Genomic DNA, 13,816 nt, shown 5'->3' with positions numbered 1-13,816 from the left:
TCTTTTTATATACTATGATTCAGGGCGGAACTCGAACCGCGCGCCGTCCCTGTCGTCGACCGACAGTTCCCAGCCGTGAGCGGCCGCGATCTCTCGCACGATCGCGAGGCCGAACCCCGTCCCGTCCGGGGTACTCGATCGCCCGTACTCCGTCGCCGCCTCGGGGTCGATGTCGAAACCGCGTCCGTCGTCCGCGACGTAGAAGCCGTCCGGGAGCGATCCGACGGAGACCGTGAGGTCGTCGGCGTCGCCCGAGCCGTGCTCGACGCCGTCGTCGGGCGTTGCCCGACTGCTCGTGGAACCGTGTTCCACGCTGTTCGTAAACAGGTTCTCGAGGAGCGTCCGGAGCCGCTCCGGGTCGGCGTCGACCGCGTCCGTCGCAGCCGACGCGTCGAGCGTGGCGCCCGCCGTGTCGACGGTGCGCCACGCGCGTTCGGCCGCCTCGTCCAGCGGGACGGGCTCGATGTCGTCGACCGTCCGACCCTGCCGCGCCAGCGCGAGGAGGTCGTCTATCAGCTGCGTCATCCGGTCGTGGGCGTCTTCCACCCGATCGAGTTCATCGAGGACCGCCGCGTCGTCGGTCAGCGCCCGAGCCAGGTCCGTCCGGCCGGCCGCGACGTTGAGCGGGTTCCGGAGGTCGTGAGAGACCAGCCCGGCGAACTTCTCCAGCCGGTCTATCTCCCGCTGGAGCGCCGCGTCCCGCTCGCGCAGCTGTTCTGTCCGCTCGGCGTGGTTGAGCGCGACCGTGACGTTCGCGGCGAGGACGCGGGCCAACTGGACGTCCGTCGCGTCGAAGAACTCCGGCTCCCGCGACCCCAACGGCATCACCCCGTGTTCGCCGAGCGGGACGACGAGGAGGCTCCGGTGTTCGCCGTACCCGACCGCGGTGTCGACCGTGTCGAGGTCGTCGACCACGATCGGCTGGCCGGACTCGAACGCCTCCCAGACGCGGCCGTCGCCCGGACCGAACGCGGGGCGGTCGCCGAACGCCGCGGTGGCCTCCTCGCTTATCGCCGTCGGGCGGAGGACGTTCGTCTCCGGCTCGTACAGCCGGACCCCGCTGCTCGGAAACCCGAGGGTGTCGATCGCCGCGCGGGTGGCCACCTCGGCGATCTCCGCCCGCGAGTCGCCGCCGAACATCTCGCGGGTCGTCGCGTGGAGCCGCCGAAGCGTCCGCTCGATGCGTTTCTGGTCGTCGATGTCGGCGTAGACGCTGTAGAGGACCGTCTCGTCCGACTGCTTGACGGGGATGACGTGGAGGATGAAATCGCGAATCCCGTCGACGGTCCGCCGGCGCACTTCGAGCCGCGAGGGCTCGCCGCGTTCGAGGACCGCCTCCGGCTCGAACCGCTCGGCGCTGTCCGGGATGACCTCGTCGCAGACCTCCTCGTACCCGCTGTCGGCGCCGTAGCCGAACGTCTCCCGGAACGCCTCGTTGGCGGCGTCGAGGCGACGGCCGCCCCCGTCGAGGGCGACGGTGCGCACCGCCGGGAGGGGGAGGTCGTGGAACAGCGCCGTCAGCCGATCTCGCTCCCGGCGGAGCGCGTTCTCCGTCTCGATCTGCTCGATGGCGTTGGCCGCGTGGGCCGCCAGCAGCTCCGCGAACTCGACGTCGCGCTCGTCGAACGCGGCGTACCCGTTCGAGACGGCCTGTAACACCCCGTGGGAACCGATCGGGACGCTGATCGCCGACCTGATGTCGTCGGCGACCGGGTCCGCCACCTCCGACCCGGTCCGGCGGTCGGCTCCGACCGACGACCGACCCGGAGACGAAGGGTCCTCCAGTTCGTCCGGGTCCGCTGGGTCGACGCTGAGGTTGTCGACCACCATCGTCTCCTGCTCCGCGACCGTGGTCCCGACGACCCCCTCGCCGATGTCGAACGCCCGGACCTCCTCCTCGCTGACGCTCTCGGAGAGGACGGCCGGGACGACCTTATCGCCGCGGCGGCGGGCGGTGACGCAGCGGTCGAACTCCAAGATGTCCTCGGCCGCGTCGACCGTCCGGTCGAACACCGTCGCAACGTCGGTCACCGATGCCAGCTCCGCCGCGAACTCGTGGATCGCCGTGACCTTCGCGTTCACCTCACGGAGGTCCCGCTCTGCCCGGCGGCGGCCGAGCGCGTTCGCGACGCTGTTCGCGAGCATCTCGTAGCGGTCGCGACCGGCCCCCTTCTGGAGGTAGTCCGTCACCCCAGCGGAGATGGCGTCGCTCGCGATCTCCTCGCTCCCCTTCCCGGTGAACAGCACGAAGGGGAGCCCGGGGTCGACATCGCGGACCGATTCGAGGAACTCGAGCCCGTTTGATCCCGGCATGTCGAAGTCGCTGACGACGCAGTCGACGCGGCCGTCGCGGACCACCTCCAGCCCCTCGTCCGGCGACAACCGCGTCAGCGTCTCGATCCCGTCCACGAGCCGATCGACGTGCGTGGCCGCGAGGTCAGCCGCCCCCGGCTCGTCGTCGACGAACAGGACACATCGGGACGAGTCGGCGTTCGATCCCGGCGCGTCGGACGCGGCCGCTCCGGTCCCCGCAGAGGCGTCGCCGGGTTCAGAATTCATGTGCGTGTGTTCCCCTACCGGTAGTTTTAGCTTTCGCTCCGGATACCGAAATTGAAAAGCCCGCCGACCGCGGGGCCCTTACAGGAAGTCCTCGACGTGGTCGGCGACCTCCTCGGGGGTGTCACCGACGGGGACGCCGGCGTCGTTGAGCGCGTCGATCTTCGACTGCGCGGTGCCGGTGCCGGAGCCGGAGACGATGGCGCCCGCGTGGCCCATCCGCTTGCCCGGCGGCGCGGTGCGCCCGGCGATGAAGCCGGCGACCGGCGTGTCCATGTGCTCGCCGATGAACTTCGCGGCCTGCTCCTCGTCCTCGCCGCCGATCTCGCCGCACATCACGACCGCGTCGGTGTCGGTGTCGGCCTCGAACGCTTCGAGGGCGTCGACGAAGGACGTGCCGATGATCGGGTCGCCCCCGATGCCGATCGCCGTCGACTGGCCGAGCCCGCGCTCGGTGAGGTTGTCGACGACCTGGTAGGTGAGGGTGCCGGATCGAGAGACCAGCCCGACGTTCCCCTCGGAGAAGATGTTACCGGGGAGGATGCCCAGTTTCGCCTCGCCGGGCGTGATGATCCCGGGGCAGTTCGGACCGATGAGACGGGTGTCGGTCTCGCTCAGGCGCTTGTTCACCTTCGCCATGTCCTGCGTCGGGATCCCCTCGGTGATCGCGACCGCGAGGTCGAGGTCAGTGTCCAGCGACTCGAAGATCGCGTCGGCGGCGAACGCCGGCGGCACGAAGATGACGGAGGCGTCCGCGTCCTCGGCCTCGACGGCCTCGTCGACGGTGTCGTAGACGGGGACGCCGTCGACCTCCTGTCCGCCCTTGCCGGGCACCGCGCCGGCGACGACGTTGGTGCCGTACTCGATCATCTGGCCGGCGTGGAACTTCCCCTCCCCGCCGGTGATCCCCTGGACCACCACTCTGGTGTCGTCGTCGACGAAAATGCTCATTGGGTCACCTCCTCCGCGTTCGCGACCGCGCGCTGGACCGCGTCCTCCAGCGTCTTCTCGACCTCGACGAGGTCGGTGTTCAGAATATCCATCCCCTCCTCGGCGTTCGTGCCGGCGAGCCGGACGACCACCTTCTTGGGGATCTCGTCGAACTGCTCTAGGGCCTCGTTGATCCCCTTGGCGACCTCGTCGCCGCGGGTGATCCCGCCGAAGATGTTGAAGACGACGGCGTCGACGTTGTCGTCGGAGAACACCATGTCGAGCGCCTGCGTGACGCGCTCGGCCTTCGCCCCGCCGCCGATGTCGAGGAAGTTCGCGGGCGCGCCGCCGTAGTAGTCGACGAGGTCGAGGGTCGTCATCACGAGCCCGGCGCCGTTGCCGATGATGCCGACGTTCCCGGAGAGGCGGACGTAGTCGAAGCCGTACTCGCCGGCCTTGCGTTCGAGGTCGTCCTCGTAGGACGCCTCGGCCATGTCGGCCAGGTCGGACTGGCGGAACAGCGCGTCTTCGTCGATGTTCATCACGGCGTCCGCGGCGATCACGTCGCGGTCGCCCGTGATCATCACGGGGTTGACCTCGATCTCGGAGGCGTCGTTCTCCTCGTAGAGGTCGTACAGTGTCGAGAGGATCGAGGCCACGTCGAGCGCCACGTCGGCGTCGACGCCGGCCTCGTAGACGACCTTCCGGGCTTGGTACGGGTGGAGGCCGAACGCGGGGTCGACGTGTTCGCGCGCGATCGCGTCGGGGTTCTCCTCGGCGACCTCCTCGATGTTGACGCCGCCCTCGGTCGACACCATCAGGACCGGCTTCCCCTCGCCGCGGTCCATCGTGACGCCGACGTACAGCTCGTCGACGAAGTCGACGCCGGCCTCGACGAGGACCTGATCGACGGTGTATCCCTTCAGGTCCATCCCGAGGATCTCGTCGGCGTACTGCTCGGCCTCCTCGCGGTCCGTCGCGATCTTGATCCCGCCGGCCTTGCCGCGGCCCCCCACGTGGACCTGCGCCTTGATCGCGGCCGGGTACCCGATCTCGTCGACAGCGTCGAGCGCCTCGTCGACGCTCGTCGCGAGCCGGGAGTCCGGAACCGGGATCCCGGCATCGGCGAAGAGAGACTTCGCTTGATATTCGTGAAGTTTCATCCGTGTGGGATCGGTACCGACACCGGCTTAAATGGTTCCGATTCGACGCGCCTCCTTTGGCATCGGGCGTCTGCTACCCCCATGGATCCCGCCGAACTCCTCCGGAACGGGACGGTCAGCGTCCCGGCGGAGACGTACGCGGTCTGCCGGACCGACGGCGAACACCCCGGCGCGTTCGCGACTGTCCGGGAGGTCGGTGAGACGACGGTGGTGGTCGACCAGGACGAGGCGGACGCCGTCGCGACCGACGCGGTCGAGCCCGGGTGGAAGCGCCTCACCTTCGAGCCCGAGCTCCCCTTCGAGCTGGTCTGGTTCCTCGCGGCGGTCGCGACGGCGCTCGCCGAGGTCGACGCCTCGGTGTTCGTCGTCTCGTCGTACGCGACCGACCACGTGTTCGTCAAGCGGGACGACCGCGCCGCGCCCGTCCGGCGGCTGGAAGCACTGGGCTGCGAAGTCGCCGACTGAGGTCGCCGAGCGGGCGGCTCAGTCCTCGTCGCCGAGGATGACGCGGTGGGTCATCGCCTCGGGGTCGAGCACCTCGTCGGCCTCCTCCTCGGTTAGGTAGCCGGCCTCGACCGCGGCCTCGCGGACGCTCTTCCCCTCCTTCAGGGCCGTCTTCGCGACCTTGCTGGCCTTATCGTAGCCGATCGCGGGGTTCAGCGCGGTCGCCAGCGCCATCGACTGCTCGACGCGTTCGCGCGCGAACTCCTCGTTCGCCTCCAGCTTCCCGACGAAGCGCTCGCCGAACGTCTCGGCGACGTTCGCGATCAGCTTCGCGGATTCGAGGAAGTTGTGCGCGATGACCGGCTTGTAGAGGTTCAGGTCGATCTCGCCGCGCGCGGCGCCCGCGGAGACGGCGGCGTCGTTGCCGACGACCTGCTTGTGGACCTGGTTGACCGACTCGGCGACGACGGGGTTGATCTTCCCGGGCATGATCGAGGAGCCGGGCTGGTTCTCCGGCTGCTCGACCTCGCCGAGCCCGTTGCGCGGGCCGGAGGCGAGGAGCCGCAGGTCGTTGGCCATCTTGTTGAGGCTACCCGCGATCGTTCGGAGGGCGCCGTGGCCCTCCGCCATCGCGTCGTGGGCGGCCTGCGCCTCGAAGTGGTTCTCCGCCTCGCGGAACTCCGTCCCGGTCTCGTCGGAGATGTACTCCGCGGCCAGCTCCGGGAACTCGGGGTGGGTGTTGAGCCCGGTCCCGACCGCGGTGCCGCCGAGGGCGAGTTCGCGGAGGTTCGACTGGACGGCCTCGGCGCGCTCGATCCCCTTCGAGACCTGCGTCCGGTAGCCGCCGAACTCCTGGCCGAGTCGGATGGGGGTGGCGTCCTGGAGGTGCGTCCGGCCCGTCTTGACGACACCGTCGAATTCGGTCTCCTTGGCCTCCAGCTCGGCGTGGAGCGTCTCCAGCGCGGGCACGAGGTCCTTCTCGACGGCCTCCAGCGCGGCGACGTGCATCGCCGTGGGGATCACGTCGTTCGAGGACTGGCCGTAGTTGACGTGGTCGTTGGGGTGGACGACCCGGTCGCCGATCTCCGCGCCCGCGATCTCGGCGGCGCGGTTGGCGATCACCTCGTTAGCGTTCATGTTCGAGGAGGTGCCGGAGCCGGTCTGGAACACGTCGACCGGGAACTGGTCGTCGTGCTCGCCCGCGATCACCTCGTCGGCGGCGGCGACGATCGCCTCCGCGGTGTCGTCCTCGACGAGCCCGAGGTCGCGGTTGGCCTGCGCGGCCGCCTTCTTGACGACGCCGAGCGCGCGGATGAACCGCCGGCTCATCCCGATCCCCGAGACGGGGAAGTTCTCGACGGCGCGCTGGGTCTGCGCGCCCCAGTAGGCGTCCGCCGGCACCTGCATCTCGCCGAGGCTGTCCTCCTCCGTGCGGTAGTCGTCTCCCATGCCTCGGCCTTCCCGCGAGACGCTGTAAAAGGTACTGGAAGGCGTCACCCACGTGAAATCGTGCGGTACGGTAGCAACACAATTGCCACCGAGAAGCACGACTTTTACGAGGGTTCCGTCGACTGGCCCGATGGGGCGAGCGCCGCCACGAAACCGCCTGTGGCGCCACACTTGAGATGTATCGGCCGCTCTCGGCCGGGAATTTAATTCGACTAAAACCGGTTCAACTCGGGGCGACGGCGTTCCCGTTATATGCCGGTCCGGCGGCAACGGCCGAGCGCCAATGAGCTCGAACGACTCAGCGATCGGAACGGCGCTCGACCGCGACACGGTCCGGTCGACGAGCAGACTGCTGATCGGCGCGCTGGCGGTCGTCGGCGTGCTCTCGCTCGTGACGCTGCTACCGGGGGTGGACCGGCTCGTCCCGTTCGCGCCGGTGACGTTCGCCGCGGTCGCGACGGGCGTCGTCGCGCTCGCGGTGGCCGGGACCCTCCTGTACGCCGCGCCGAAGTTCGCGCTGCTGACGCGCCTGGCGCTCGGCGAGGCCGACGCGGAGGGGGACGCTCGCCCGGACCGGATCGCCGAGAACGCGGGCGGCGTGGTCCACTGGCTCGTCGTCTTCGGGGCGGTGCTCGTCGCGTACCGCGGGCTCGCGGGCGTCGCGGTCCCCGTGTTGAACGGCGCCGCGTGGGCGTACGACGCCGCCTTCCTGTTCGTCGCGCTCGTCCCAGTGGTGTTCCTCGTCGCCCGCCTGACCGTCACGGTCGACCCGCTCGCTGAACTGGTCGCCGACCGCGTCGCGGGCGGCGCCGGCGCCGCAAATGACGACGGTGCCGGCGACGACGACGAGGTCGACGACTCCGCGGCCGAATTCGACGAGCCGACTGCGAGCGAGACCGGCGAGGACGGCTGACCGAAACGCCGACGCCGCACTCCCTTATTTAAAAATGAACGGGAGCGTGACGAGCGCCCCGTTGATCCCGAACGCGACCAGCAACAGCAGCCCGAGCGGCGGATCGTCGCCCGGATAGGTCGCGAGCAGCACGAGCGCGCCGACTCCCAGCGCGGCCAGCCCGAGCGTCAGCGCGGCGTCCGACCACCGGTTCCAGGCGTCGTCGAGCGCGGGTTCGAGCCTCGCGAGCGGCCGGTCGGTCTCGGGGTCGTCGCCAGCACGGTCGGATCGGTCAGTCCACGCCGTATCGTCGACCGGCTCGTCGAGCCACGCGTCGCCTTCGGCGGTCCGTTCCGCTGTTCCACGGGGACCCGAATCCCCCCGGCCGAGCAGCCGCCGGATCCCGGAGCGGCCGGCGGCCGCGAACAGCGCCGCGACCACGACCGCGGCGAGTCCGCCGAGGACGGTCGCAGAGGTGACGCGCGCCTCGACGGCCAGAAAGAGCGCGACGAACGCCAGCAGCGAGACCGCGGCGAGGACCCCGCGGACGGCGCGGACGAGTTCGGATCGCATCGGCATGGAGGGTGGAAGCGGGAAGTCGGCGGGAACGCGGCGCGGTTTCAGGCCTCGTCGACGGGGAGCAGCCCGGCATCGCGGAGGTCACCGGCGAGCGCACCGTCGCCGTGCTCCACGTACGCTTCGGGCGTGTACGTCTTGATTTCCAACGCGTGGACCGACTGCGTCATGTGATCGCCGACCGCGTCGTACACGCGCTGGTGCTGGTCGACGAGCGATTCGCCCTCGAAGGCCGGCGAGACGACGACGGCCGCGAAGTGGGCGTCCTCGTCCTCGTCGTTGTGGATCCGGGGCGCGGTGACCCGGGCGACCGCGTCGGGGAGGTCCGCCTCTATGAGGTCGGCCACCTCGTCGGGTTCGATCGGCATGGTCCCGCTCGGTTGCGGAGGGGCAAAAGTCGACCGGCCACGTCCGGCGGGGCGAACGCGCTCTGGCAAGGGGAGCGCGCTCAGACGCGGTCGAGCCGCGAGAGCCCGTTCCAGATAGCGTCGACGAGCCGCGACTCGGCGTCGTCACCGGGGGCCGTCTCCTCCCACCCGCGTGCGACGGCGTCCTCCAACACCGCGAGCGAGTGGTTCTCGAAGTTGTTCATGCCGCGGAAGGACTCCAGCGCGTCGCGAGCGTCCTCGCCGAACTCCGCGGTCGGCTCGCCGTCGTAGAAGCCGAGGTCGGCGAGCGCCGACCCGACAGCGACCGCCGTCTCGCCGGCCAGTTCCCGCGTCTCGTCGGGCGCCTCGCGTTCGAGGAGGGTCACGTCGTATATCTTGAACACGCGCTCCAACTCGTCGATCGGCCGCTCGTGGTCATCGACGCGCACGTCGACCCAGCGGTCGTTCCTGCCGTCGTAGCCGCCCTCGGGCTTCGCGACGTACAGCGCCGCGGACTGCTCGCCGCGCTTGTCGCCACCGGCCTCGTTGCCCGCGTGGAGCGCGGCGATCAACCGTTCCGGGAGCCCCCCGTCGGTCTCCTCGAACGCCGCGGCCATCGCGTCGAGGGTGTCGGCGTTCTCCAAGATGTTCCCCTGGACCGTGTAGTGGTCACCCTGTCGGTCGCCCGCGTGGTCGTGACACTCGTCGCCCGTGAACGCCGCCGGGGGCTCCTCGGGGTCGACGCCGACGATCCCCACCTGCCGCGAGGGCGCCTCGTCGTCGGCGCCCGTGAGCCGGTCGATCGCCTCCGCGGGGGCGTGCCCCTCGCGGAGCAGGTCGAGCCCGTCGGGGCCGTAGGCGACGTTCGCGAAGCTCTGTGTGGCGACCGCGCCCGCGTCGGCGCTGACGAACGGGACGACGGCGCCGACGCCGACAAACTTGGACTGGACCGCGACGCCGACCGCGTCCGTCTCCGGATCGCGCGCGGCGATCGAGAACGTCGAGGGTCGAGGTGGCATACGGAACCGATCGTGGGGGGCGACGAGCATAAATCCGCCCGTCGCGCGAGCCAGAGTCGAGCGCTTGGGGCGGCGTCACGTCGCCACTTCGATCGGTGTCGCCCCCGCCGCCCCGATTCGCGTCACTCCGCCGCCCCGATTCGCGTCACTCCGCTAGCTCGGCCCAGGTCGGGGCCGCGGCGCCGGTCACGTGGATCCGGTCGGCCTCCACGTCCTCGTAGGCCGCGCCCCACCCGCCGACGGTCCACCGCTCGTTGCCGTCGTCGACGGCGATGGAGGCGATCCCCGTCAGCGCCGTGACGCTCGGGGCCTAGTCGGCGCCGACCGCGGCGTCGGAGAGGTGTTCGGCGTCGACGACCTCGCCGACGAGATCGCGGAGCGCTGGGTCGACCTCGCCGCGGTTCTGAACGCTTATCCCCGCCGACCGACTTCCATCGGGTATGAGCGACGACGACGCCGTCGATGTCGAGTCCGCCGACGACGAGGGCGACGCGGCGAGAGCGAACGGCACGGCGGAGGCGACCGCCGACGGAGCGAGCGGGGAGTCGGCCGCCGGCGACGACGGCGGCGCCCGCGCCGAGAGCGAGGCGCTGGCCGCGGCCGTCGCCGAGCACGACGAGGCGCTCGCCCGCGAGGTGGCGGCGCTGGAGGCGGACCTCGCCGAGACCCGCGAGGCGCTCCGCGAGCGCGACGAGGAGGTCGAAGAGCTGACGAGCAAGCTCGCCCGCGTGAAGGCCGACTTCAGCAACTACAAGGAGCGCGCGAAGCGGAAGCAGGAGGACATCCGGGAGCGCGCCTCGGAGGCGCTCGTCGAGCGGCTCACGCCGGTCCGGAACGACCTGCTGCGCGCGCTCGACCAAGACGAGGGGAGCGACCTCCGCCCCGGCGTCGAGTCGACGCTGGAGAAGTTCGACGACGTGCTCGCCGAGGAGGGCGTCGAGGCGATCGACCCCGAGCCGGGCGAGGAGGTCGACCCCGCGCGCCATCAGGTGATGCTCCGCGTCGATAGCGAGCGCCCGGAGGGGACCGTCCACGAGGTGTACGAGCCCGGCTACGAGATGGGCGACCGCGTCCTGAGCGAGGCGAAGGTGACCGTCAGCACCGACGACGGCGAGTAGCGCGGCCCGCTTTTCACGACCGCACCGTCGCCTCGTAGGCCTCCGCCAGCTCGTCGAGGCCCGCCTCCGGCTCGGCGGCGTGGGGGACCGATAGCGGCGAGACGGACACCTCGCCGTCGACGACGGCGCGCCGGTCGGTGCCGACGGGGTCCGGGACGTCGTCGTCGTTCATCAGGCCCCAGATCGGATCGGAGAACCCGACGCGACCGTCCCCGTTCCGTTCCGCGCGCAGCCCATACCACGTCGAGGGGGTCGTGACGCGGAGCGGCGCGCGGTCCTCGTCCGCGATCGGCGCGTTGACGTTGAGGTAGTCCGCGCGGTCGAACACGCCCGCCTCGACCGCCTCGTCGACGAGGAACCGCGTCGCCCGGGCCGCGTGCGCGAAGTCGGCGCCCTCGAACTCGCGTTTCCACCAATCGTCGCCGCCGGGCACGTACATCGAGGCCGCCACCGCGGGCACGTCGAAGAACGCCGCCTCGACCGCCGCCGAGACGGTCCCCGACCGCCCGAGCGTGTACGCCCCGAGGTTCGCGCCCTCGTTACAGCCCGCGACGACCGCGTCGACCTCCGGGACGAGCTCGTCGAGCCCCGCGACGACGCAGTCGACGGGGGTGCCGTCGACGACGTATCCGAGTTCGTGGTCCTCGACGGCCACGTCCTCGGAGAGCAGACGGCCGACGGACGACTGGTCGGCCGCGGGCGCGACGACGGTCACCGCGTACTCCTCGGCAAGCGCGTCGTACAGCGCGCGCAGTCCCGCGGCGTCGACGCCGTCGTCGTTGGTCAGGAGGATCCGGTCCACGCTCATACCCGTATCAGGGGCGAGTCGGGCAAAAGTCCACCGTCGGTCGGGGCCGCGGCGGTCGGCGAACCGACGGTTCGGGAGGGCCGCACCGAACGGAAAAGCACACGTATCGCCGGACCGACGCGTCGGTATGGGATTCGGGGACACCGCGAAGAAGATCCAGACGCTCGCCGACCGCGCGGAGCGCACCTACAAGAAGATCAGCGAGCTCCGCGACGAGGTCGACGAGACGCAGGAGACGGTGATAGACACCTCTGAGCGCGTCAAGACGCTCGAAAACGAGATGGCCGAGCAGCGGGCCGTCCTCGACGCCGTCGCCGAGGAGGTCGGCGTCGACCTCGAACGGGTGAGCACCGAGGCACACATCACCGACGCGGAGGAGGAAGGGACCGCGAGCGACGGCGGCGACGCGGACGACGACGCCGTGTAAACCGCTGCCGCGTAGCCCCCCGGTCAGTCGTCGCTCGCGGCCGGGTCCGACCGCGAGACGACCTCGGCCGGGACCCCCGCGACGGTCGCGCCCGGCGGCACGTCCTCCGCGACGAGCGAGTTCGCGGCGACGCGCGCGCGCTCACCGATCGTGACGCCGGGGAGTACGACCGCCCCGGCGCCGATCATCGCCTGCTCCTCAACGACAACGTCGCCGAGCCGGTACTCCTCGTGGAGGAACTCGTGACACAGCAGCGTGGCGTCGTACCCGATTATCGCGTCGTCGTCGACCCGGATCCGCTCCGGCCAGAACACGTCCGGTGTCGACTCCAGCCCCCACGAGACGCCCTCCCCGACCGCGACGCCGATCCGCCGGAGCAGCCAGTTCTTCAGCCGGAGGCTCGGGCAGATCCGCGCGAGGACGATGACGACGTAGTTGCGGACGACCGCGAGCGGCGACTTCGCGTCCGGCCACGACCACAGGGAGTTCCGGACGCCAGACGTCGGGAACCTGTCGAGGCGGTCGCTTCGGGACAAATCCTCGCGCGTCGCGTCTGGGTCGTCGTCTGTCACGTCACGCCGTTCGGACGGGGAGGATAAAAGGGTCGCTCCGGGCCGCCGACCCGCCGACCGAGCGGCCGGGCCGGCTCAGGGTCGCAGCTCGTCCATGTGGTCGATCCGGCGCTGGACGAGGTCGGCGGTCCCGATGTCGTGGCGGATGCGGACGCGGTCGCCCGCGGCGGCCAGGGCGTCCTCCGCTTGCGCCTCGGCGGCCGCGATCGAGTCACCGCGGCCGACGACGGCAAACGCCCGCGAGGTGGTGGTGTACAGCCCGTCGTCGCGCTCGTCGACGCTGGCGTAGTAGAGGAGCGCGTCCCCCGCGCTCTCCTCGTCGACCGCGATCGCCGCGCCCGCGTCAGGGTCGGTCGGGTAGCCGTCGGGGACCGCGTACTTACAGACGGTCGCCTCGCCGGAGAAGTCGAGCTCCGGGAGCGCGTCGCCGTCGCGAGCGGCGGCGAGCACGTCGACGAACGGCGTGTCGAGGATGGGCAGCGTGTTCATCGCCTCGGGGTCGCCGAACCGCGCGTTGAATTCGACGACCTTCGGCCCCTCGTCGGTGAGCATGAACTGTCCGTAGAGGACGCCCTTGTAGTCGGGGAGCGCGTCGACGACGGCCTCCAGCACGTCGACCGCGGCCTCGTAGTCGCCCTCGGCCATGAACGGGAGCGAGCGGCCGGTGTCGGTGTACGACCCCATCCCGCCGGTGTTCGGCCCCTCATCGCCCTCGTAGGCGCGCTTGTGATCCTGGACCGCGGGGGTCGTCCGCACGTCTCTGTTCGCGACGAACGCCTGAACCGTGAACTCCTCGCCGACGAGCCGCTCCTCGAGGACGACGCAGTCGTAGTCGGAGTCGCGGAGGTACGCCTTGGCCTCCGCCGCCGTCACTTGGTCGCCGATCACTTTCACGCCCTTGCCACCGGTGAGCCCGGCGGGCTTGACCGCGAGGTCGCCGTCGTACTCGTCGATGTGCTGGCAGGCCGCCTCGGTGTCGTCGAACACGGCGTAGTCCGGGCAGCCGGGGATCGCGTTCCGCTCCATGAACTCCCGCTGGTACGCCTTGTCCGTCTCCAGGCGGGCCTCCGCGGCCCGCGGACCGAACGCGTAGACGCCGGCGTCGTCGAGGGCGTCCGCGACGCCGGCCTCCAGCGCCGACTCCGGGCCGATGACCGCAAGGTCCGCGCCGACCGCGGTCGCGTACTCGGCGACGGCCTCGGCGTCGGTCTCGTCGATCGACTCGAACCCGTCCGCGAGGCGCCGGATCCCCGGGTTCCGGACGCTCGCGCAGGCGTACAGCGCGCAGTCGTCAGCCACCGCTCGGGCGATCGCGTGTTCGCGGCCGCCGCCCCCCACAAGCAGCACGGTCTCCGTCATGCCCGACGGGTGACCGCACGGTAGTGTAAACCTTACTCTCTCCGCGGCCCGATATGTGCTTGTTCGTGGATACCCGCGTCGCGGGCGGCGGCGCTCGGCGCGCCCCGGACGCCTTTTGTCGCGCCGGGCCGAACC

15 protein-coding genes are annotated in these 13,816 nt (G+C 70.7%); 4 read left to right on the top strand and 11 right to left on the bottom strand.

Annotation, left to right across the window (positions count from 1 at the left end):
- Positions 1 to 12 precede the first annotated feature (12 nt).
- From EXE51_RS13235 to sucC, 3 genes are all read right to left on the bottom strand, one after another.
- Complete coding sequence (locus EXE51_RS13235) at positions 13 to 2,559, bottom strand: GAF domain-containing protein (RefSeq protein ID WP_094553222.1); 2,547 nt, start codon at positions 2,557 to 2,559, stop codon at positions 13 to 15.
- A 78-nt stretch (positions 2,560 to 2,637) separates the two neighbouring features.
- On the bottom strand, positions 2,638 to 3,507 hold the full coding sequence (gene sucD, locus EXE51_RS13230; protein ID WP_049929456.1) for a succinate--CoA ligase subunit alpha: 870 nt from the start codon (positions 3,505 to 3,507) through the stop codon (positions 2,638 to 2,640).
- Positions 3,504 to 4,649 carry an ADP-forming succinate--CoA ligase subunit beta gene (gene sucC / locus EXE51_RS13225; protein WP_086220948.1) on the bottom strand — a complete coding sequence of 382 codons (1,146 nt, stop codon included), beginning with the start codon at positions 4,647 to 4,649 and terminating at the stop codon, positions 3,504 to 3,506. Before sucC ends, sucD begins: the two co-directional genes overlap by 4 nt.
- 81 nt (positions 4,650 to 4,730) lie before the next feature.
- Between sucC and EXE51_RS13220 the strand changes: the two genes are divergently transcribed.
- Positions 4,731 to 5,114 (top strand): ACT domain-containing protein, encoded by a 384-nt coding sequence (locus EXE51_RS13220; protein WP_137692828.1) that lies wholly within the window; start codon positions 4,731 to 4,733, stop codon positions 5,112 to 5,114.
- An 18-nt stretch (positions 5,115 to 5,132) separates the two neighbouring features.
- Here EXE51_RS13220 and EXE51_RS13215 read toward each other — a convergent pair whose 3' ends face one another.
- Positions 5,133 to 6,542, bottom strand: a complete 1,410-nt coding sequence (locus tag EXE51_RS13215; RefSeq protein WP_137692827.1) for a class II fumarate hydratase — start codon at positions 6,540 to 6,542, stop codon at positions 5,133 to 5,135.
- A 283-nt stretch (positions 6,543 to 6,825) separates the two neighbouring features.
- Between EXE51_RS13215 and EXE51_RS13210 the strand changes: the two genes are divergently transcribed.
- Positions 6,826 to 7,455 carry a hypothetical protein gene (locus tag EXE51_RS13210; RefSeq protein ID WP_137692826.1) on the top strand — a complete coding sequence of 210 codons (630 nt, stop codon included), beginning with the start codon at positions 6,826 to 6,828 and terminating at the stop codon, positions 7,453 to 7,455.
- 24 nt (positions 7,456 to 7,479) lie between these two features.
- On the opposite strand, the gene EXE51_RS13205 is transcribed toward EXE51_RS13210, so the two are convergent.
- From EXE51_RS13205 to EXE51_RS17980, 4 genes are all read right to left on the bottom strand, one after another.
- A complete protein-coding gene (locus EXE51_RS13205) occupies positions 7,480 to 8,007 on the bottom strand; it encodes a hypothetical protein (protein WP_137692825.1) in 528 nt (175 codons plus the stop codon).
- A gap of 47 nt (positions 8,008 to 8,054) precedes the next feature.
- Complete coding sequence (locus EXE51_RS13200; protein WP_086216724.1) at positions 8,055 to 8,378, bottom strand: BolA family protein; 324 nt, start codon at positions 8,376 to 8,378, stop codon at positions 8,055 to 8,057.
- 80 nt (positions 8,379 to 8,458) lie between these two features.
- The gene (locus EXE51_RS13195; RefSeq protein ID WP_049929449.1) at positions 8,459 to 9,397 is read right to left on the bottom strand and encodes a DUF1028 domain-containing protein; all 939 of its coding nucleotides are present in this window, start codon (positions 9,395 to 9,397) and stop codon (positions 8,459 to 8,461) included.
- Between the two features lie 145 nt (positions 9,398 to 9,542).
- Positions 9,543 to 9,680, bottom strand: coding sequence for a TrmB family transcriptional regulator sugar-binding domain-containing protein (locus EXE51_RS17980; RefSeq protein ID WP_255375975.1), 138 nt, complete (start codon positions 9,678 to 9,680; stop codon positions 9,543 to 9,545).
- 157 nt (positions 9,681 to 9,837) lie between these two features.
- Here EXE51_RS17980 and grpE point away from each other — a divergent pair, with 157 nt between their 5' ends.
- Entirely contained in the window at positions 9,838 to 10,515 is a 678-nt protein-coding gene (gene grpE / locus EXE51_RS13185; RefSeq protein WP_089307598.1) for a nucleotide exchange factor GrpE, read from the top strand.
- A gap of 13 nt (positions 10,516 to 10,528) precedes the next feature.
- Here grpE and surE read toward each other — a convergent pair whose 3' ends face one another.
- Entirely contained in the window at positions 10,529 to 11,323 is a 795-nt protein-coding gene (gene surE, locus EXE51_RS13180; protein WP_049929447.1) for a 5'/3'-nucleotidase SurE, read from the bottom strand.
- A gap of 127 nt (positions 11,324 to 11,450) precedes the next feature.
- Between surE and EXE51_RS13175 the strand changes: the two genes are divergently transcribed.
- Complete coding sequence (locus tag EXE51_RS13175) at positions 11,451 to 11,750, top strand: DUF5798 family protein (protein WP_049929446.1); 300 nt, start codon at positions 11,451 to 11,453, stop codon at positions 11,748 to 11,750.
- 23 nt (positions 11,751 to 11,773) lie between these two features.
- Here EXE51_RS13175 and EXE51_RS13170 read toward each other — a convergent pair whose 3' ends face one another.
- A complete protein-coding gene (locus EXE51_RS13170) occupies positions 11,774 to 12,322 on the bottom strand; it encodes an acyltransferase (RefSeq protein ID WP_137692824.1) in 549 nt (182 codons plus the stop codon).
- A gap of 75 nt (positions 12,323 to 12,397) precedes the next feature.
- Positions 12,398 to 13,681 carry a phosphoribosylamine--glycine ligase gene (purD, locus tag EXE51_RS13165; protein WP_137692823.1) on the bottom strand — a complete coding sequence of 428 codons (1,284 nt, stop codon included), beginning with the start codon at positions 13,679 to 13,681 and terminating at the stop codon, positions 12,398 to 12,400.
- Positions 13,682 to 13,816: the final 135 nt, after the last annotated feature.

This window comes from Halorubrum sp. CGM5_25_10-8B (genome assembly GCF_005435095.1).
Lineage (GTDB): Archaea > Halobacteriota > Halobacteria > Halobacteriales > Haloferacaceae > Halorubrum > Halorubrum ezzemoulense.
This window is presented reverse-complemented; position numbering and strand designations above follow the sequence as displayed.

Excerpts from the sequence above, each read along its gene's own strand:
- EXE51_RS13205 (WP_137692825.1), bottom strand. The coding sequence starts at position 8,007 with ATGCGATCCGAACTCGTCCGCGCCGTCCGCGGGGTCCTCGCCGCGGTC.
- sucD (WP_049929456.1), bottom strand. The coding sequence starts at position 3,507 with ATGAGCATTTTCGTCGACGACGACACCAGAGTGGTGGTCCAGGGGATC.
- EXE51_RS13220 (WP_137692828.1), top strand. The coding sequence starts at position 4,731 with ATGGATCCCGCCGAACTCCTCCGGAACGGGACGGTCAGCGTCCCGGCG.
- EXE51_RS13215 (WP_137692827.1), bottom strand. The coding sequence starts at position 6,542 with ATGGGAGACGACTACCGCACGGAGGAGGACAGCCTCGGCGAGATGCAG.
- EXE51_RS13175 (WP_049929446.1), top strand. The coding sequence starts at position 11,451 with ATGGGATTCGGGGACACCGCGAAGAAGATCCAGACGCTCGCCGACCGC.
- surE (WP_049929447.1), bottom strand. The coding sequence starts at position 11,323 with ATGAGCGTGGACCGGATCCTCCTGACCAACGACGACGGCGTCGACGCC.
- sucC (WP_086220948.1), bottom strand. The coding sequence starts at position 4,649 with ATGAAACTTCACGAATATCAAGCGAAGTCTCTCTTCGCCGATGCCGGG.
- purD (WP_137692823.1), bottom strand. The coding sequence starts at position 13,681 with ATGACGGAGACCGTGCTGCTTGTGGGGGGCGGCGGCCGCGAACACGCG.
- EXE51_RS13195 (WP_049929449.1), bottom strand. The coding sequence starts at position 9,397 with ATGCCACCTCGACCCTCGACGTTCTCGATCGCCGCGCGCGATCCGGAG.
- grpE (WP_089307598.1), top strand. The coding sequence starts at position 9,838 with ATGAGCGACGACGACGCCGTCGATGTCGAGTCCGCCGACGACGAGGGC.
- EXE51_RS13210 (WP_137692826.1), top strand. The coding sequence starts at position 6,826 with ATGAGCTCGAACGACTCAGCGATCGGAACGGCGCTCGACCGCGACACG.
- EXE51_RS13235 (WP_094553222.1), bottom strand. The coding sequence starts at position 2,559 with ATGAATTCTGAACCCGGCGACGCCTCTGCGGGGACCGGAGCGGCCGCG.
- EXE51_RS13200 (WP_086216724.1), bottom strand. The coding sequence starts at position 8,378 with ATGCCGATCGAACCCGACGAGGTGGCCGACCTCATAGAGGCGGACCTC.